Raw genomic sequence first — 17,568 nt, forward strand, 5'->3', positions numbered from 1 at the left:
TCTGGCTCCCTTCGGAGCGACTGGAGTACTGAGCCATGACCCACCCCCTCTTCGACATCAGCGGCCGCACGGCCCTGGTGACCGGTTCCAGCCGCGGGATCGGGTTCGCCCTGGCCCGCGGCCTCCTGGAGGCCGGCGCGACCGTCGTCCTCAACGGACGCGACGAGTCCGCCCTCGCGGACGCGGCCGAGCGGCTGTGCGGGCTCGGCCCGGTCCACACCGCGGCGTTCGACGTCACGGACGGACCCTCCGTGGCCGCCGGGGTCGCCGGGGTCGAGGAGCGGGTGGGTCCGCTCGACATCCTCGTCAACAACGCGGGCATGCAGCTGCGCGCCCCGCTCCTGGAGTTCACCGACGCCGACTGGCACCGGGTCCTGAACACCAATCTGACGAGCGCGTTCCTGGTGGGCCGTGAGGCGGCCCGCGGCATGGTGGAACGCGGTCACGGAAAGATCATCAACATCTGCTCGCTGCAGAGCGAGGTCGTGCGGCCCGGCATCGCGCCCTACGCCGCCACCAAGGGCGCCCTGAAGATGCTCACCAAGGGCATGTGCGCCGACTGGGGCCCTTCCGGGGTCCAGGTCAACGGGCTCGGCCCCGGCTACATCGAGACCGAGCTGACCGAACCGCTCGTCCGCGACGAGGAGTTCAGCGCCTGGGTCCGCCGCAGGACCCCGGCCGGCCGCTGGGGCCGCACCGACGACCTTGTCGGCGGCACCCTGTTCCTGGCCTCACCCGCGTCCGACTTCGTCAGCGGGCAGATCCTCTACGTGGACGGCGGCATGACGAGCGTTCTCTAGAGGACCTCATGGCTGGAGGAGACCTGATGCTGGGCTGCGTGATCCACGGCGCGGGAGATCTGCGCGTCGACGAACTTCCCTCCCCCGAACCCGGCCCGGGCCAGGCGCTCGTGGCCGTCCGCTACGGCGGGGTGTGCGGGTCGGACCTGCACTACTGGCGCCACGGCGGTGTCGGCGACTTCCGGCTCCAGGAACCCATGCTGCTCGGCCACGAGGTCGTGGGCACGGTCCTGTCGTACGGAGACGGTGCCACCGGTCCCGCGCCCGGCACGGCCGTCGCCGTGCACCCCGCCACCCCCTGCGGGACCTGCCCCGAGTGCGTGGACGGGCGGCGCAATGTGTGCCGTGACACCCGCTACCTGGGCAGCGCGGCCCGCACCCCGCACGTCCAGGGCGGCTTCGCCGCGCGGATCGCCGTCCCCGCCGGCCAGTTGAGGGCCGTGCCCGACGGGCTTCCGCTCGACCGGGCCGCCCTCGCCGAGCCCCTCGCGGTGGCGCTGCACGCGGTGCGCCGGGCGGGCCCGGTCGCGGGCGGGCACGTCCTGGTCACCGGCGCGGGCCCGATCGGCTGCCTCGTCGTCGCCGCGGCCAAGGCCGCCGGAGCGGCACAGGTGACCGCCACCGACCTCCTCCCCGAAGCCCTCCGTCACGCGCGGCTCGCCGGCGCCGACACCCTCGTCCGCGCCGACGACCCGGCCGACAAGGGCTGGCCCGAGGAGGCCGACACGGCTGTCGAGGCGTCGGGCGTGGCCGCCGGGCTCGACAGCTGTCTGCGCCATGTGCGACGCGGCGGTGTGGTCGTCCAGCTGGGGATGCTGCCGCCGGGGCAGAGCCCGTTCGCGGGGAACCTCGTGGTCAGCCGGGAGATCGAGCTGCGCGGGGCGTTCCGCTTCGACACGGAGTTCGACGACGCGCTGCGCCTGCTCGCCGAGCAGCCGGGGCTCGCGGAGCTGATCAGTGCGGTGGTCCCGGTGGCGGCCGCGGAGTCGGCGTTCGTGCTGGCCGCGGACCGCGCGCGGGCGTGCAAGGTCCTCCTGGACTTCGGTGCGGGCGCGTAACGAAGCGCCGTCACGGCAGCCACTCGCCGTGCTCGCGCTCGGCCCACTCCCTCCCCACGAACCCGGTCCGCATCCCGAGCCGTGCCTCGGGGTCCGCCCACGCCTTCGCGATGTGCCCGGCGACCACGATGCCGAGGGCGAGGGCCAGCCAGTCGTGCACGAAGGTGCTGCCGGTGCGCCAGGTGAGGGGCGCGATGGGGGTCCCCCCTGCTCGAGTGAAGCCGAGAGCTTGGGGGAGGGTGAACCACATGAGCAGGCCCGTGCCGAGCATCACCAGAACCGCTCCCGCGAGCCAGCCCGCGTACAGCTTCTGGCCCGCGTTGAACTTGCCCGCGGGCCTCGGGCCCGAGCGGCGCAGGGCGGAGCGCAGCCAGGTGCGGTCGTGCGGGACGAAGCGGTTCAGGCGGCGCAGGTCGGCGCGGAAGGCGCGGGACGCGAGGCCGGCGAGGTAGGGCGCGGGCAGCAGGAGACCGGACCACTCGTGGAGCGTGACCACGAGTTCGCGGCGGCCGACGAGCTCCGCGAACTGGGGTACGTACAGGCAGGCCGCCGTCAGGATGCACAGGCCCATGAGGGCCGCCATGGACCAGTGGACCCAGGTCTCGGAGCGGGTGAAGCGCCTTACGCGCGCCGGGAGTTCAGTGGGTGGGTTCATCGTCGCGTCCGTTCGAGCGGCCGACCCACGCGTCCACGTCGTAGCCGCGGTTCTCCCAGTAGCCGGGTTCGACGCGGTCGGTGACGGTGATGCCGGACAGCCATTTCGCCGACTTGTAGAAGTACATCGGGCCGACGTAGAGCCGGACGGGCCCGCCGTGGGTGTGGCCGAGGGGCTTGTCCTGCATGCGCAGCGCGACGAGCACGTCGGCGCGGCGGGCCTGCGGCAGGGTGAGGCTCTCGCTGTACGTGCCGTCGAAGCAGGTCAGCCGCAGCGCCTTGGCGGAGGGCCGGACCCCGGCCGCGTCGAGGATGCTGGAGAGGCGTACGCCCTCGAAGGGGGTTTCCGGCACGCGCCACCCGGTGACGCACTGGACGTCGCGCACGAGCCGGGTCTGCGGGAGCGCCCGCAGCGCGGGCAGCGTGTAGGTGGTGGGCCGGTCGACGAGACCGTCGACGGTGAGGCGGTAGTCGGCGGCCGATCTGTGCGGGACGGAGGAGGCAACCGAGTAGTAGCGGAAGCCGCCGCCGTTCGGCAGGAGGTCCGTCAGACCGGTGGGGTCCTTGTCCGCGGCGCTGCCGAGGAAGGATTCGAGGCCGCGCTGGAGAGTGGGCGCGGCGGCGACGCCGAGGGCGCCGAGTCCGAGCATGCCGAGAACGAGGCGGCGGCCGACGGGCGCGCCGCTCTGCTCGTCCCGCTCGGGTGGTACGGGTTCTTCCGGGTTCACACACTGATTCGAGCACCCGTGGCCTCTGGAGGCCAGGGGCCACGGGTGTTCGTCAGCGTTCTGTCACTTCTCGGCGGGCACGCCGGCCGCCTTCTCCAGCTGGAACGCCTCGTTGCCGAGGCCGATCCCGGCGTGTGCCTCGGGGTTCCGCCCGCGCAGGACGACGCCGTGGACCAGGCCGATGACGGCGGCCAGCGCGATGATGCCGGGCAGCACCCAGTTGAGGGAGGAGCCGGGGCCCGAGCCGACGAGGACGTCGAAGTCCTTGACCGTGTAGACCGCGATGACGAGCAGCGCGATCCCGGCGATCCCCGACGCGATCAGGCGCCAGATCTGGGCGCCCGCGGCGCCACGCCTGACGAAGAAGACGATCACGGCCAGCGAGGCGGCGGCCATCAGCAGGATGATGCCGAGCGCGCCGACGTTGCCGCCCCAGGTGAAGAGCTTGAGCACGGGCGCCGTCGGGTCGCCCGCCTTGCCGTCGTCGGTGACCGCGAAGGCCACGACGACGATCAGGGAGAGGGCGGTCTGGAGCAGGGAGCCGGTGCCGGGCGCGCCGCTGGAGCTGTTGGTGCGGCCGAAGGTGGCGGGCAGCAGGCCCTCACGGCCCATGGCGAAGGCGTAGCGCGAGACGACGTTGTGGAAGCTGAGGAGCGCCGCGAACATGCCGGTGACGAACAGGACATGGACGATGTCCGTGAACGTGCCGCCGAGCCTGCTCTCCGTAAGGAAGAACATCAGGCCCGCGCTCTGCTTCTGCGCGGTCGGGATGATCGCGGAGGGTCCGGCGGCGACGGTGAGCGCCCATGAGCTGATGGCGAAGAAGACGGCGACGAAGCCGACCGCCATGAACATCACGCGCGGCACGAGGATGTGAGGGCGGCTGGTCTCCTCCGCGTACACGGGCGCCTGCTCGAAGCCGGTGAAGGCGGCGATGCAGAAGCACAGGGCGGTGCCGACGCCCGCGCCGGTGAGGGTCTCCGGGTTGAAGGCGTGCAGCGACAGGCCCTCCTTCGCCGGGTCGCCGATCGCCGCGACGTCGAAGACAACGACGAGCGCGACCTCGACGAGCAGGAGTACGCCGAGCACGCGCGCGTTCACGTCGATCTTCAGCAGGGCGAGCGCGCCGACGGCGAGCACGGCCACCAGCGCCGGGATCCACCAGGCGATGCTCAGGTCGAGATAGGAGGCGAAGAGGTTGGACACCTCGAAGCCGAACATCCCGTAGATGCCGACCTGGAGGAAGCTGTAGGCGACGAGCGCGACCAGGGCGGCTCCCGCGCCGGCGGTCGGGCCGAGGCCGCGGGATATGTAGGCGTAGAAGGCACCGGCGTTGTGGACGTGCCGGCTCATCTCGGCGTAGCCGACGCTGAACAGGGCGAGAACGACGCCCAGGATGAGGAAGAGCAGCGGCTGCCCGACGACGCCCATCACGGCGAACGTGGTGGGCATGACGCCGGCGACCACCATGAGCGGGCCCGTCGCGGCCAGCACGGACAGGAGCAGGCCCGCCGTGCCGAGGCGGCCGGCGCGCAGGGCGCTGTCCTGTCCCTTGAAGGTGCTGATCCCCGCATCGGACTCGGGGGGTCGTGCCGTGTCGCTCGTGCTCGAACTGCCCGTCGTCATGGCGGGGTTGTCCCTTCCCTGTGGATGAACGCTGCTGGTGCGGGTGTCTGGGAATTTCTGGGGGCGTCGTCCTAGGCCGTGCCGAGCGCGGCACTGCGCGCGGCCCGGAACGCTTCGTGCGGATCGCGGTCCGGGTACGACCAGGGGGCGGCGGTGGCGTGCCGGCCGATGCGGTGGAACAGCGCGGCGGCCTCCGCGGGCCTGCCCTCGCAGGACTTGGCATGGGCGAGGAAGTTCAGGTCGACGCGGCCGCGCGGATGGGCGGGGCGCTCCGGAGTGCCCCATTCCAGCCACCAGTCGAAGGCGGTCTTCATCACGAGGCGGGCGCGGCGACTCGTCCAGTGTCCGGATGCCTTGGGGTCGGGCGGTTCGCTGCCGGCGGCGGCGAGGACCCGGTAGCGCTCGGCGTGCGCGACCACGGGGAGGACGGCGAGCGGTGAGCCGGGGCCCGCCTGTTCGGCGGCCCAGGACGCGAAGTCGTACACCTCGTGGAGCGGGTCCTGGCCCGCGTCGGGGCGGCGTTCGGCGAGTCTGGCGACCATCAGGTGGTGGGCGTGGTGGTGCTCGGCATGGCGGTGGCGGATCTCGTCGAAGAGACGGACGACGTCCTCCTCGCGGCCCATGTCCCGTTCCAGGAGCAGGAGTCCGAGCCAGGGCGTGGGGTCGGCGGGCACGAGGGCCGCTGCGTCGCGGCAGGCGTCGCGGGCCCTCTCGGGGCGCGTCTTGCCGATGCGGGCGCGCTGCACGGCTGCGAGGGCGAGCAGGACGGCCGCGTCGGCCGATTCGGGTTCGGCGAGCCGCCAGTCCCTGACCCAGGCGGTGGCCGTCGGTTCCTCGGCGAGGACGACGATGCGGTGGCCGCGGCGGTCCCAGTCGTCGCCGGTGGCCGAGATCAGTTCCCTGACCTCGGTCCAGCGCCCCTGAGCGAGGGCCGCGCGGGCGGCGACGAGGTGGCTGTCGTCGAGCGCGGAGTCGAACGGGGGAGCGGCCCGCTTGCGGGCACGCCCGAGTGGTGGCGGGGGTGGGGGCACCGCAGGAAATCCTCTACGACGCGGCTTACTTGAGGTGATCACGCACAGCAAAGCGGTACCGGGCGCTCCGAGTCAAGAGCAGACCAAGGGGTGGCCTTCACCAACTCGTTTCACAATCCTCCGAGTTCACCCTCGCGATCCGCCAATTCCCGCTCTCACCTGGGCAGTTGAACTGATGACACGAGACAGCACCCCGAACCGCGGAGCAGGGTCCGAAGTGCTGTCAAGGCGAGATTCAGCCGGTCGCGGCGGCCGCGGCGCGGCCCGCCGTGCGGCCCGAGAAGAGGCAGCCGCCGAGGAAGGTCCCTTCGAGGGAGCGGTAGCCGTGCACTCCCCCGCCGCCGAACCCGGCCGCCTCCCCCGCCGCGTACACGCCCGGCAGCGGCTCGCCGCCCTCGGTCAGGACGCGCGAGGACAGGTCGGTCTCCAGCCCGCCGAGGGACTTGCGGGTGAGGATGTTGAGGCGCACCGCGACCAGCGGACCCGCCTTCGGGTCGAGGATGCGGTGCGGCGCCGCGGTGCGGATGAGGCGGTCGCCGAGGAACTTGCGGGTGCCGCGGATGGCGGTCACCTGGAGGTCCTTGGTGAAGGGGTTGGCGATCTCCCGGTCGCGGGCGACGAGGGTGTTGCGCAGCGCGGCCTCGTCGATCAGCGGACCCGACGACTTCTCGGCGAGGGCGTTCATGCCGCGCACCAGGGCGGGGATGTCCTTCTCGATGACGAAGTCGGCGCCGTGGTCCATGAACGCCTTGACGGGCGCCGGTACGTCGGCGCGGGCCCGGTCGATGACTCCGCGCACGGACTTCCCGGTCAGGTCGGGGTTCTGCTCGGAGCCGCTGAGGGTGAACTCCTTGCCGATGATGCGCTGGTTGAGCACGAACCACGTGTAGCCGTACCCGGTCTTCATGATGTGGTCGAGAGTGCCGAGGGTGTCGAAGCCGGGGAAGAGCGGCACGGGCAGGCGCTCGCCGCGTGCGTCGAGCCAGAGCGAGGACGGGCCCGGCAGGATGCGAATGCCGTGCTTGTCCCAGATGGGGTTCCAGTTCTCGATGCCCTCGGTGTAGTGCCACATGCGGTCGCGGTTGATGAGGTGCGCGCCCGCGTTCTCCGTGATCCCGAGCATCAGGCCGTCGACGTGCGCGGGCACGCCGGAGAGCATCTTCTCGGGCGGGGTGCCGAGGCGCTCGGGCCAGTTGGCGCGCACCAGGTCGTGGTTTCCGCCGATGCCGCCGGAGGTGACGATCACCGCCTGCGCCTTGAGCTCGAAGGAGCCCGTGACCGTACGGCTGCTGCCCTGGCCGCGCTCGATGGACGACGGTTCGAGGATCTCGCCGGTGACCGTGTCGACGGCGCCGGCGCTGCGGGACAGGCCCGTCACCCGGTGCCGGAACTTCAGCTCGACCAGACCGCGCGCCACACCCTCCCTGACCCGGCGCTCGAAGGGCGCGACGAGGCCGGGGCCGGTCCCCCAGGTGATGTGGAAGCGCGGCACCGAGTTCCCGTGCCCGTTCGCGTCGTAGCCGCCGCGCTCCGCCCAGCCGACCACGGGGAAGAACCGGACGCCCTGCGCATGCAGCCAGGACCGCTTCTCACCCGCGGCGAAGTCGACGTACGCCTCGGCCCACTTGCGCGGCCAGTGGTCCTCGGCGCGGTCGAAGCCGGCGGTGCCCATCCAGTCCTGGAGCGCGAGCGCGTGGCTGTCCTTGATCCGCAGGCGGCGCTGCTCGGGCGAGTCGACGAAGAAGAGGCCGCCGAAGGACCAGTGCGCCTGGCCGCCGAAGGACTGCTCCGGTTCCTGGTCCAGGAGGATCACCTTGCGGCCCGCGTCCACGAGTTCCGCCACCGCGGCGAGCCCGGCGAGGCCCGCCCCGATCACGATCACGTCCGCGTCGTACGTCGTCATTGGGGTCCGTCCCTCTCGAAAGTTACCGGTGGGTCAGATCTTGGGCACGGGGGTGGGCGGCGTCAACCTCGCCGACCGGGTCACTCGCGGGGCAGCCCGTCCCGCGGGGCGCTATCGTCGGCCTTACACCCGTGCAACGACCCGCCCATGGCCGATCTTGATACCTGCATTCTCGAGGTGCGCAGCGTGTCGGTTCTCGTACTCGTCCTCGCCGTCTCCGCGGCCTTTTGCCTAGGCATCGGATTCGTGCTCCAGCAGAACGCGGCGCAGCACGCCCCGCTGAGCGACTTCCTGTCGCCGCGCCTGCTCCTCGACCTCGTACGGGTCCCCCGCTGGCTGGGCGGCATAGGTTTCATGGTGTGCGGCATGGTGCTCGGCGCGATCGCGCTGGGCAACGGGGAGATCTCCCTCGTCGAACCGCTGCTCGCGACCAACCTCCTGTTCGCGCTCGCCCTCTCGCGCCACCAGACCCGCCAGCCGCTGGGCAAACAGGGCTGGTCGGGTCTGGCCCTGCTCGCGGGCGGGGTGACGGCCTTCATCGTGGCGGGCGAGCCACGCAGCGGCGACGCGGTCACCGACCCGCTGCGGCGCTGGCTGATCATCGGCCTGATGGTGGGCGGCGCGCTGCTGCTCACCGCGTACGCGAAGAAGTCACGGATGAGCTCGGCCCCGGTCCTGCTGGGCGTGGCGGCCGGGCTCCTCTACGGGGTGCAGGACGCGCTGACGCGGATGAGCGGGCAGCTGTTCTCGTCGGGCGGCTGGGGCGAGCTGCTCACCAGCTGGCAGCCGTACGGGGTCCTGGCGCTCGGCGTCACGGGCCTGATCCTGGTGCAGAGCGCCTTCGAGATGGCGCCGCTGCGGATGTCGCTGCCCGCGCTGACGGCCGCGCAGCCGCTCGCGGGCATCGCGTGCGGCGTCGGCTTCATGGGCGACCAACTGCGCACGGACGCCGGGGCGCTCGCCTGGCAGGCGACCGGGCTCACGGCGATCGTGGCGGGGATCGTGCTGCTCGGGATGCATCCGGCGATGCCGACCACGGGCCCTCGGGAGGGGGACCGGGCAGGGGTCGAAGTCTGATCCGCCGGGAGTCTGCCGGGTCTGGTCTCATGGGCGCATGACCCCTCCCACCGATCCCACGCACGCCGCTGACGCCCCGGATCCGGCGGCGGAAGTCCTCGACATCGTCGACGAGCACGACCGAGTGGTCGGGCAGGCCCCGCGCGGCGAGGCCTACGCCCGCGGACTGCGCCACCGGGCCGTGTTCATCCAGGCCAGGGACGGCGCCGGCCGGATCTTCGTACATCGCCGCACGCCGACAAAGCTGGTGTTCCCGTCCCTGTACGACATGTTCGTCGGCGGCGTCGTGGGCACCGGGGAGTCCTACGACGACGCGGCGCTGCGCGAGGCGGAGGAGGAGCTCGGCGTCACCGGGCTGCCCCGCCCCGAGCCCCTGTTCAAGTTCCTGTACGACGACGGGGCGGGCCGGACCTGGTGGTCGTACCTGTACGAGGTGCACTGCGAGCTGCCCGTGAACCCGCAGGCCGAGGAGGTGGCCTGGCACGACTTCCTCACCGACGAGGAGCTGGAACGGCGGCTTCCCGAGTGGCCGTGGGTGCCGGACGGACTCGACGCGTACGAGCGGCTGCGGGCCTACCGCGCAGGGGCCGCGGGCCTGCCACGGGCGCCCGGATAAGGTCGCCCCGTGATCGAATTTGTGCGCAGTGTCCGCCTCTGGTTCGCGCCCGAGCGGGTGCGGGACGACGGCGATACGCCCGACTACCGCTTCTCGCTGGCCAACGAGCGCACGTTCCTGGCCTGGCTGCGCACGGCGCTCGCGCTGATCGGCGGCGGGTTCGCCGTGGACCAGTTCCTGCCGGACCTGCGCTGGGCCTGGCGGGCCGGTCTCGCGCTCGCGCTGCTCGCGGCGGGCGCCCTGTGCTCCCTGCGGGCGGTCAGCCACTGGGTGCGCTGCGAGCGGGCGATGCGGCGGGGCGAGGACCTGCCCGTCTCGCGGTTCCCGGCGCTGCTGAGCGTGGTCGTGGCGCTGGTGGCCGTCGCGATGGTGGTGGTCGTGCTGGCCGGGTGGGCGGGTTGAGCGGCCCGTCGGAGCCGTCGTCGGCCGGCGACGCGGCTGCGGCCGGGCGCGATCCAGGGCTCCAGCCCGCACGGACGCGGCTCGCCTGGCGGAGGACGACGCTGTCGTGCACGGTGGCGGCGATCCTCGCGGCCAGGGCGGCGCTGCACGGCGGCACGGACACCCTCGGTGTGCTGGGCGCGGCCCTGTTCTTCCTGGCGTGGCTGGGGTTCCTGGCGGTGGCGCACCGCCGTATCCGCGATCTGGCGCTGCACGAGGCCAGTCCGCCCGTGATGTCCCAGCGTGCGGCCGTCGTGGCGGTGGCCTGCTCGGTGGCGCTGGCCGCGTTCGCGGCACTGGTGGTGTGACGCCCCGACGCGGTGGGCGGCCGTTCCCGGGCAGTCGGCCGGTCGGTCGGTCAGTCGGTCCACGGCACGGTGACCACGATCTTGCCCCTGGTGCGGCCCTCGGCGCTCAGCCGCTGGGCGTCGGCGGCCCGCTCCAGCGGGAACGTCTCGTCGACGTGCACCGTGACCACGTCCTGTTCCGCGAGGTCCACGAGGCGCGCGAGGTCGGCGGCGTCGGGGCGCACGAAGACGTAGCGGCCGCCCAGGTCGACGACCGAGGCGTCCGCGATGGAGGCGAGCCGGCCGCCCGGCGCGAGCAGGTTCGCGGACACCTTCAGGGCCTCCCCGCCCACCGTGTCGAACACGGCGTCCACGCCCTCCGGCGCGAGGGCCCGCACGCGTTCGGCGAGGCCTTCCCCGTACGTGACCGGTTCGGCGCCCAGCTCCCGCAGGAAGTCGTGGTTGCGCTCGCTCGCCGTGCCGATGACGCGGGCGCCGAGGTGGCGGCCCAGCTGGACCGCGATCGAGCCGACGCCGCCGGCCGCCGCGTGGGCGAGCACCACGTCGCCCTCCTGCACGGCGAGGGCGCCGGTCAGGACCTGGTAGGCGGTGAGCCCGGCGAGCGGCAGCCCGGCGGCCTCCTCGTAGGTGAGGTTCCGGGGCTTGCGCGCCAGGGTGCGCACGGGCGCGGCGACGTACTCGGCGAACGTCCCGCGGGAGAGGAAGTCCTCGCGTACGTAGCCGATCACCTCGTCGCCGGTGACGAACTCGGTGACGGAGGCGCCGGGTTGGACCACGACGCCGGACACGTCCCAGCCGGGGATCACCGGGAAGACGGCGTCGAGCGCCGGGGCGAGGTAACCCTCGCGGGCCTTCCAGTCGACGGGGTTCACCGCCGCGGCCCTGACCTTCACCAGGACGGAGTCGGGCCCGACCTTGGGGTCGCGCACCTCGCCGTACTCGAGTACCTCGGGACCGCCGTAGCCGCTGTAGCTGATCGCCTTCATCCGACGTACTCCTCGCGAAGGGCACAGGAACAGGCACAAGGGTTCCATATCAGAATGATCCGGGCATTTCCGGCTAGCCTGACTCCATGACCACTCTCCACCAGGAACACCCCGTTCACGAGCACACCCACGGCGAGGGCTGCGGCCACACGGCGGTCCCGCACGGCGACCACGTCGACTACGCGCACGAGGGGCATCTGCACGCGGAGCACAACGGCCACTGGGACGAGTGCGAGCCCGGCACCCACACCACGCACCAGGGCCACGAGCACCAGCACGGCCAGGACTGCGGGCACCAGGCCGTCACCCACGGCGATCACGTCGACTACGTCCACGACGGCCACCGGCACGCGCAGCACGAAGGCCACTGGGACGACCACTGACGGTCCGCGGGCCGGTCAAGGCAGCGAACGGCCCCCGCACTCGGCGTGAGTGCGGGGGCCCTTGGCCGTGTCCGGGCCTGAGCGGCGTCAGGGGCGCAGTGCGCGCAGCAGCAGGTCCGCCAGGTGGTCCGCGACCTCCTGCGGGGCGAGCGGGCCGCCCGGGCGGTACCAGGTGGAGAGGTGGTGCACCGACCCGAAGTGGTAGTCGACCACCAGGTCGGCGGGCGTGGCCGTGGAGAACACACCCGCCTGCTGGCCCTCCTCGATCAGGGCTCTGAACCGCTCGTGGTAGCGCCGCCGCTCGGCCCTGACCTGCTTGTTCTTCTCCGGGCTGAGGTGGTGCATGGAGCGGAAGAAGATCGACGCGTCGTCGAGGTTCTCGATGGTCGTGACGACCACATCGGCCGCGGCGTCGCGCACCCGCTGCTCGACCGGCGCGTCGGCGTCCGCGAACGCGTCGAGGCGCTCCTGCTGCACGCGGAGCACGCGCGCGTACACCTCGTGCAGCAGGTCGTCCTTCGAGCCGAAGTAGTGGTAGAGCGCGCCCTTGGTGACGCCGGCCGCCTCGACGATCTCCTGGACCGAGGTGCGGTCGTACCCGCGCTCGGCGAAGAGCCGGGTGGCGGCGGCGAGCAGCCTCTGGGGGACGGGCGTACCGTCTCCGTCCGACGTCCTGGGCACTGCCGCCACCTGCCTTTCTCCTGCGATCAGCTGTTCTGTGTACGAGAACGCAGTTCCCGCCGGAGGATCTTCCCACTTGTCGTCTTCGGCAGCTCGGGCAGGATCTCCACCTCGCGCGGGTACTTGTACGCGGCGAGCCGCTCCTTGCAGTAGGCGGACAGGTCGTCCGGGCCCACCGAGGCGCCCGGGCGCAGACTCACGTACGCCCTGACCGTCTCCCCGCGGTAGGGGTCGGGGACACCCACGACGGCGGCCTCGCGCACGGCCTCGTGCGTGTAGAGGACGTCCTCCACCTCGCGGGGCCAGACCTTGAAGCCGGAGGCGTTGATCATGTCCTTCTTGCGGTCGACGACGTAGAGCCAGCCGTCGGCGTCCATGAAGCCGATGTCCCCGGTGCGCAGTTCGCCGTCCGGGAAGGCCTCGGCGGTGGCGTCGGGGCGCTTCCAGTAGCCGGGCACGACCTGGGGGCCGCGGACGGCTATCTCGCCCTGCTCGCCGAAAGGCACCTCCTGGCCGAGGTCGTCCACGATCCGGACGATGCTCTCGGGTCCCGGGACGCCGACGGCGAGGGTGCCGGAGACGGGGTCGACGGGGGCTTCCTTGCCGGGCGGCACGGAGGCGCAGGGAGCGGTGCACTCGGTGAGGCCGTAGCCGTTGTGGATGTAGGGGCCGAAGCCTGCCCGGAACTTCTCCACGAGGGCGGGCGGCACCGGCGCGCCGCCGGACGAGATCGACTGGAAGGAGGCGAAGTGCTCGCGGGTCGCGGCCGGGTGCGCGGCGAGCGCCATGAACGCGGTCGAGGGGCCCACGGTATAGGCGGGCCGGTGCTCGGCGAACGCGTCCAGGACGACACCGGCCTCGAAGCGGTACGCGAGGACGAGGGTGCCCGTATTCGCGAAGGAGGAGACCAGCTCGCAGACCATGCCCGTGATGTGGAAGAGCGGCGCGAGCCCGAAGTAGGCGCCGCCTTCGGGGATGCCGAGTCCGGTGCGCTGGCGCTCGGCGTTGTACGTGATGTTGCGGTGCAGGTTCGTGGCGCCCTTGGGCGTGCCGCTGGTGCCGGAGGTGTAGCTGATGAGCGCGATGTCGTCCGGGCCCGGGTCGCGGCCTTCGGGCGCCGCGTGGCCCGCGCGGGCGACCGTCAGGAGGTCGTCGGCGTCCTCGGCCTGCGGCTCGACGCGCTCGAACTTGAGGACCCGCTCGTCGCCCCGCGTCTGGAGGTCCAGCTCGCAGGCGGTGAGCACGATCCGTACGGGAGAGTCCGCGGCGGTCCCGCGCAGATACGCCTCCCAGGCCCGGTCCGAGCAGATCAGGGCGGTCACGTCGGCGTCGTGCAGGACGTGGGTGACCTCGCCCGACTTGTACATCGGGTTGACCGGGACGACGGTGGCGCCCGCCTTGTAGGCGGCGAGCAGGCCGATCACGAAGTGCGGGGAGTTCTGCAGCATGAGGGCGGCGCGGTCGCCGCGCTCGAGGCCGCGCGCGGCGAGGTGCCCGGCGACGGAGTCGCTGAGCTCGTCGAGCTCGCGGTAGCTGAGGCGGCCGTCGAAGTAGGCGACGGCGGTGCGGTCGGGGGCGGTGCGGACCGCGGCGCGGAAGGCGTGCAGCACGGAGTCGGCCGGGGTGACCGGGGCCCGCTGGGCCTCGGAGAGCTGCCCGAGCCAGGGCTTGGCCGCGTAGATCGAGGAGCTCACTTCTGTGCCGCCTCCCACTTCTGCTGGATGTGGTTCATGTTCGACAGCCAGCGGTCCGGCGTCGCGGCCCTCGCCGCGTAGTACCCGGCGACCTCGGGGTGCGGGAGGATCAGGAATCGGTCCTCCGCCATGCCCGTGAAGAGCGCGTCGGCGACGTCCTCGGGCTCGATCGCGGTCGGCGCCAGGACGATCTCCCCGGCCGATCCGGAGGCGGTGAGCATGTCCGTACGCACGCCCTGCGGGCAGATCGCGTGGACCTTGAGCCCGCGGTGGCGGTAGGTGAGGGAGAGCCACTCGGCGAAGGCGTACGCGCCGTGCTTGGTGACGCTGTAGGGCGCGGCGCCGACCATCGTGAGCAGTCCGGCCGCGGAGACGGTGGACACGAAGCGGCCGCTGCCGCGCTCCAGCCAGCCGGGCAGCAGGGCCTTCGCGGCGCGGACGTGGGCCATCACGTTGACGTCCCAGGCGTCGGCCCAGATCTGCTCGTCGGCGTCCTCGGTGCCGCCGGAGGCGAGCCCCGCGTTGGCGCAGTAGACGTCCACGGTGCCACCCAGGGCGTCCAGCGCCTCGGGCACGATCTCGGACGCGTCGCCCGGCACCGCCGTGGCGCCGATCTCGTCCGCCACCGCCTTGGCCTTCCCCGCGTCCAGGTCGTTCACGACGACGCGCGCTCCCGAAGCGGCGAAGCGGCGGGCGAGCGCGGCTCCGATGCCGCCTCCCGCGCCGGTGACGACGACCCCCGTGCCGTGCAGGCTGTCCACCATCGGTCTCCCTTGACTCGACTTCCCGTCACAGACTAAGCAGTCGGTCAGCTCAACGGAAGAGGTGTCGGCGGTCGGCTTCGTTCCGCGGGGGCGCGGCGCACGCTAGCGTGCGTGCACATGCCACCTTCCGCGATCACGGAGGTCACCACATGAACGTGTCCAGACGGAGCCTGCTCGCCGCCACCACCGCCTCGGCGGTGGCCGCCACGGCGGGCGCGGCGTCCCCCGCGCTCGCCGCGGAGAAGGACGGCGGCCGGCTCCGCACCGGTTTCGAGCGGCTAGCGGCCGACGGATACCGGATCCTCGCCGGGCAGAAGGTCGGCTTCGTGACGAACCCGACCGGCGTCACGCGCGACGTCAAGCACATCGTCGACGTGATGCACGCCGACGAACGCGTGAAGCTGACCGCGGTGTTCGGGCCCGAGCACGGCTTCCGCGGCACGGCACAGGCGGGCGGCTCGGAGGGGCGCTACGACGACCCGGCGACCGGACTGCCCGTCTACGACACCTACTTGAAGAGCGGGCAGGCGCTGGCGGACGTCTTCACCGCGTCCGGTGTCGACACGGTCGTCTTCGACATCCAGGACGCGGGCGCTCGCTTCTACACGTACATCTGGACGCTCTACGACTGCATGGAGGCCGCGCAGCTCGCGGGCAAGAAGTTCGTGGTGCTCGACCGCCCCAACCCGGTGACCGGCCGGAACGCCTACGGGCCCGTCCTGCACAAGGAGTTCGCCACGTTCGTCGGCCGCCGCGAGATCTCGCAGGCCCACGGGATGACGGTCACGGAGCTGGCCCGTCTGTTCAACGGCGAGTACCTGGCGAAGCCCGTCGAGCTGGAGACGGTCCGGATGACGGGCTGGAAGCGGCGCGACTTCTACGACGCGTCGGGGCTGCCGTGGGTGCCGCCGAGCCCGAACATGCCGACCCCCGACACCGCGCTCGTCTACTCGGGCACCTGCCTGTTCGAGGGTACGAACCTCTCCGAGGGCCGCGGCACGACCCGCCCCTTCGAACTGCTCGGCGCCGAAGACGTCGACGGGCGCTGGGCGGCCGCCGCCAATGAACTCCACCTGCCCGGCGTGGACTTCCGCGAGGCGTACTTCGCGCCGACCTTCTCCAAGTTCCAGGGCAAGACGATCGGCGGCGTGCAGATCCACGTCAGGGACCGGGCCGCGTACGACCCCGTACGCACCGGCATCGCGCTCCTGGTGACGGCGAAGAAGTCCTGGGGCGGCTTCGCCTGGCGCTCGGACAACTGGATCGACAAGCTCACGGGGTCCACCCAGGTGCGGACGATGATCGACGCCGGGGCGTCCACGGACGAGGTGGTCGCGGCCTGGCAGGGCGAGCTTGCGGCGTTCCGGGCGGTGCGCGGCCGGTACCTGGCGTACAAGTAGGGCCCGGCACGTATCGTCTCGCGATACGGGACGACCCGTTTCGCGTATTGACTGCCATGTACACGCACAACCACAGTTCAGTACGTGCTCACAGATGACTCCACCAGGCAGAACACGGTCACCGGCGCGGATTCTGACGGGGACAGCCCCGAGAGCCTGCGCCGCGTGGCCGTCGCCAGTTTCATCGGGACCGCGATCGAGTTCTACGACTTCTATGTCTACGGAACGGCCGCCGCCCTCGTCCTCAACGAGGCGTTCTTCCCGAACCTCTCCTCCCTCAACGCGACCCTCGCGTCCTTCTCGACGTACGCGGTGGCCTTCGCGGCCCGCCCCGTCGGCTCGCTCCTGTTCGGCCACTTCGGCGACCGCGTCGGCCGCAAGTCCGTCCTCGTCGCCTCGCTGCTCCTGATGGGCCTGTCGACGGCGTGCGTCGGCCTGCTGCCCGGATACAGCACCTTGGGCGTGTGGGCGCCGCTGCTGCTCGTGCTGCTGCGCTTCCTCCAAGGCGTGGGACTCGGCGGCGAGTGGGGCGGGGCGGCACTGCTCGCCGTGGAACACGCGCCGCGCGGCAAGCGCGGTCTCTTCGCGGCGTTCCCCCAACTCGGCCCGTCCGTGGGCTTCTTCGCGGCGACCGGCATCTTCTGGATCCTGTCGACAACGCTCGACGACGAGGCGTTCCACTCGTGGGGCTGGCGCGTGCCGTTCCTGCTCTCCTTCCTGCTGGTCGCCGTCGGCCTCTTCGTACGGCTGAAGATCAGTGAGACGCCGGTGTTCGCGAAGGTGATGAAGGAGCAGGAGGCGAGCAAGGCCCCCGCGCTCGAGGTCTTCAAGCGCCACCCCCGCGAGATCCTGCTCGGCGCGGGCGGCATGGTCGTCGCGTACGGGCTCTTCTACACCGCGACCACGTACTGCCTCGCCTACGGCACGACGACCCTCGGTGTCCCGCGCAACACGATGCTCGCGGTCTCGCTCGTCGCCTGCCTCTTCCTCGCGGCGGGCACCTGGCTGGCCGCGACCCGCTCGGACGCGGGCGGGCGCCGCCGGCTCGTGCTGGCCGGCGCCGGGCTCGCGGTGGTCTGGGGCCTGGTCCTCTTCCCGCTCATGGACACCGGGCAGCCCGTGCTGATCGCGCTCGCCCTGGGCGGCGCGCTGTTCTGCATGGGGGTCGTGTACGGGCCGATGGGCGCGTACCTGCCCGAGCTGTTCGGGGTGCGCGTGCGCTACTCCGGGGCGTCCTTCGCGTACAACCTGGGCGGGGTGCTCGGCGGCGCGGTGTCGCCGCTCGTGGCGACGCGGCTCCAGGGCGAGTTCGGCTCGTCCTCGGTGGGCTGGTACGTCAGCGCGATGGCCGTCGTCTCCCTGCTCTGCGTCCTCGCCCTGCCGGAGACGCGGGAGCGCGAACTGGGGTGACCCCCATG

Annotated in this window: 18 protein-coding genes; 9 read left to right on the forward strand and 9 right to left on the reverse strand. The window is 72.1% G+C overall.

Annotated elements, in window-relative coordinates; genetic code table 11:
- The first annotated feature begins 35 nt into the window (after window positions 1–35).
- A complete protein-coding gene (locus tag ACWFR4_RS11285) occupies window positions 36–800 on the forward strand; it encodes an SDR family oxidoreductase (protein ID WP_453456706.1) in 765 nt (254 codons plus the stop codon).
- Between the two features lie 26 nt (window positions 801–826).
- On the forward strand, window positions 827–1,858 hold the full coding sequence (locus tag ACWFR4_RS11290) for an L-idonate 5-dehydrogenase (protein WP_453652171.1): 1,032 nt from the start codon (window positions 827–829) through the stop codon (window positions 1,856–1,858).
- A 10-nt stretch (window positions 1,859–1,868) separates the two neighbouring features.
- Here the strand turns inward: ACWFR4_RS11290 and ACWFR4_RS11295 are convergent, their stop codons facing one another.
- From ACWFR4_RS11295 to ACWFR4_RS11315, 5 genes are all read right to left on the reverse strand, one after another.
- Window positions 1,869–2,513 carry a cytochrome b/b6 domain-containing protein gene (locus ACWFR4_RS11295; RefSeq protein ID WP_453456703.1) on the reverse strand — a complete coding sequence of 215 codons (645 nt, stop codon included), beginning with the start codon at window positions 2,511–2,513 and terminating at the stop codon, window positions 1,869–1,871.
- Window positions 2,497–3,162 carry a molybdopterin-dependent oxidoreductase gene (locus tag ACWFR4_RS11300; RefSeq protein ID WP_266742132.1) on the reverse strand — a complete coding sequence of 222 codons (666 nt, stop codon included), beginning with the start codon at window positions 3,160–3,162 and terminating at the stop codon, window positions 2,497–2,499. The genes ACWFR4_RS11295 and ACWFR4_RS11300 overlap by 17 nt, the downstream gene beginning before the upstream one ends.
- Before the next feature lie 141 nt (window positions 3,163–3,303).
- Window positions 3,304–4,866: an APC family permease gene (locus tag ACWFR4_RS11305; RefSeq protein ID WP_453652046.1), complete on the reverse strand. Its 1,563-nt coding sequence runs from the start codon at window positions 4,864–4,866 to the stop codon at window positions 3,304–3,306.
- 71 nt (window positions 4,867–4,937) lie between these two features.
- Entirely contained in the window at window positions 4,938–5,897 is a 960-nt protein-coding gene (locus ACWFR4_RS11310; protein WP_453652048.1) for a hypothetical protein, read from the reverse strand.
- Between the two features lie 235 nt (window positions 5,898–6,132).
- Entirely contained in the window at window positions 6,133–7,800 is a 1,668-nt protein-coding gene (locus tag ACWFR4_RS11315) for an FAD-binding dehydrogenase (protein ID WP_453652050.1), read from the reverse strand.
- Between the two features lie 186 nt (window positions 7,801–7,986).
- Here ACWFR4_RS11315 and ACWFR4_RS11320 point away from each other — a divergent pair, with 186 nt between their 5' ends.
- Genes ACWFR4_RS11320 through ACWFR4_RS11335 form a run of 4 tightly spaced genes read left to right on the forward strand, consistent with a single transcriptional unit; the run spans window position 7,987 to window position 10,242 of the window.
- Window positions 7,987–8,877, forward strand: coding sequence for a DMT family transporter (locus ACWFR4_RS11320; RefSeq protein WP_453456692.1), 891 nt, complete (start codon window positions 7,987–7,989; stop codon window positions 8,875–8,877).
- A 37-nt stretch (window positions 8,878–8,914) separates the two neighbouring features.
- Window positions 8,915–9,493 carry an NUDIX hydrolase gene (locus ACWFR4_RS11325; RefSeq protein ID WP_453456689.1) on the forward strand — a complete coding sequence of 193 codons (579 nt, stop codon included), beginning with the start codon at window positions 8,915–8,917 and terminating at the stop codon, window positions 9,491–9,493.
- 9 nt (window positions 9,494–9,502) lie between these two features.
- Complete coding sequence (locus tag ACWFR4_RS11330; protein WP_266668769.1) at window positions 9,503–9,895, forward strand: YidH family protein; 393 nt, start codon at window positions 9,503–9,505, stop codon at window positions 9,893–9,895.
- The gene (locus ACWFR4_RS11335) at window positions 9,892–10,242 is read left to right on the forward strand and encodes a DUF202 domain-containing protein (protein WP_453456686.1); all 351 of its coding nucleotides are present in this window, start codon (window positions 9,892–9,894) and stop codon (window positions 10,240–10,242) included. Before ACWFR4_RS11330 ends, ACWFR4_RS11335 begins: the two co-directional genes overlap by 4 nt.
- Window positions 10,243–10,292: 50 nt before the next feature.
- On the opposite strand, the gene ACWFR4_RS11340 is transcribed toward ACWFR4_RS11335, so the two are convergent.
- A complete protein-coding gene (locus ACWFR4_RS11340; protein WP_453456684.1) occupies window positions 10,293–11,228 on the reverse strand; it encodes an NADP-dependent oxidoreductase in 936 nt (311 codons plus the stop codon).
- Between the two features lie 86 nt (window positions 11,229–11,314).
- On the opposite strand from ACWFR4_RS11340, the gene ACWFR4_RS11345 reads away from it, so the two are divergent.
- Entirely contained in the window at window positions 11,315–11,611 is a 297-nt protein-coding gene (locus ACWFR4_RS11345; protein ID WP_453652052.1) for a hypothetical protein, read from the forward strand.
- Between the two features lie 87 nt (window positions 11,612–11,698).
- On the opposite strand, the gene ACWFR4_RS11350 is transcribed toward ACWFR4_RS11345, so the two are convergent.
- From ACWFR4_RS11350 to ACWFR4_RS11360, 3 genes are read right to left on the reverse strand one after another with little or no spacing between them, the layout of a single operon-like run.
- A complete protein-coding gene (locus tag ACWFR4_RS11350) occupies window positions 11,699–12,292 on the reverse strand; it encodes a TetR/AcrR family transcriptional regulator (protein WP_356280404.1) in 594 nt (197 codons plus the stop codon).
- Between the two features lie 26 nt (window positions 12,293–12,318).
- Window positions 12,319–13,986 (reverse strand): class I adenylate-forming enzyme family protein, encoded by a 1,668-nt coding sequence (locus ACWFR4_RS11355; protein WP_453456678.1) that lies wholly within the window; start codon window positions 13,984–13,986, stop codon window positions 12,319–12,321.
- On the reverse strand, window positions 13,983–14,750 hold the full coding sequence (locus ACWFR4_RS11360; protein ID WP_453456675.1) for an SDR family oxidoreductase: 768 nt from the start codon (window positions 14,748–14,750) through the stop codon (window positions 13,983–13,985). Before ACWFR4_RS11360 ends, ACWFR4_RS11355 begins: the two co-directional genes overlap by 4 nt.
- A gap of 149 nt (window positions 14,751–14,899) precedes the next feature.
- Here ACWFR4_RS11360 and ACWFR4_RS11365 point away from each other — a divergent pair, with 149 nt between their 5' ends.
- A complete protein-coding gene (locus tag ACWFR4_RS11365) occupies window positions 14,900–16,150 on the forward strand; it encodes an exo-beta-N-acetylmuramidase NamZ family protein (RefSeq protein WP_453652053.1) in 1,251 nt (416 codons plus the stop codon).
- A gap of 84 nt (window positions 16,151–16,234) precedes the next feature.
- Window positions 16,235–17,560, forward strand: a complete 1,326-nt coding sequence (locus ACWFR4_RS11370) for an MFS transporter (RefSeq protein ID WP_453456669.1) — start codon at window positions 16,235–16,237, stop codon at window positions 17,558–17,560.
- Window positions 17,561–17,568: the final 8 nt, after the last annotated feature.

Source organism: Streptomyces sp. NPDC055140, from assembly GCF_053607285.1.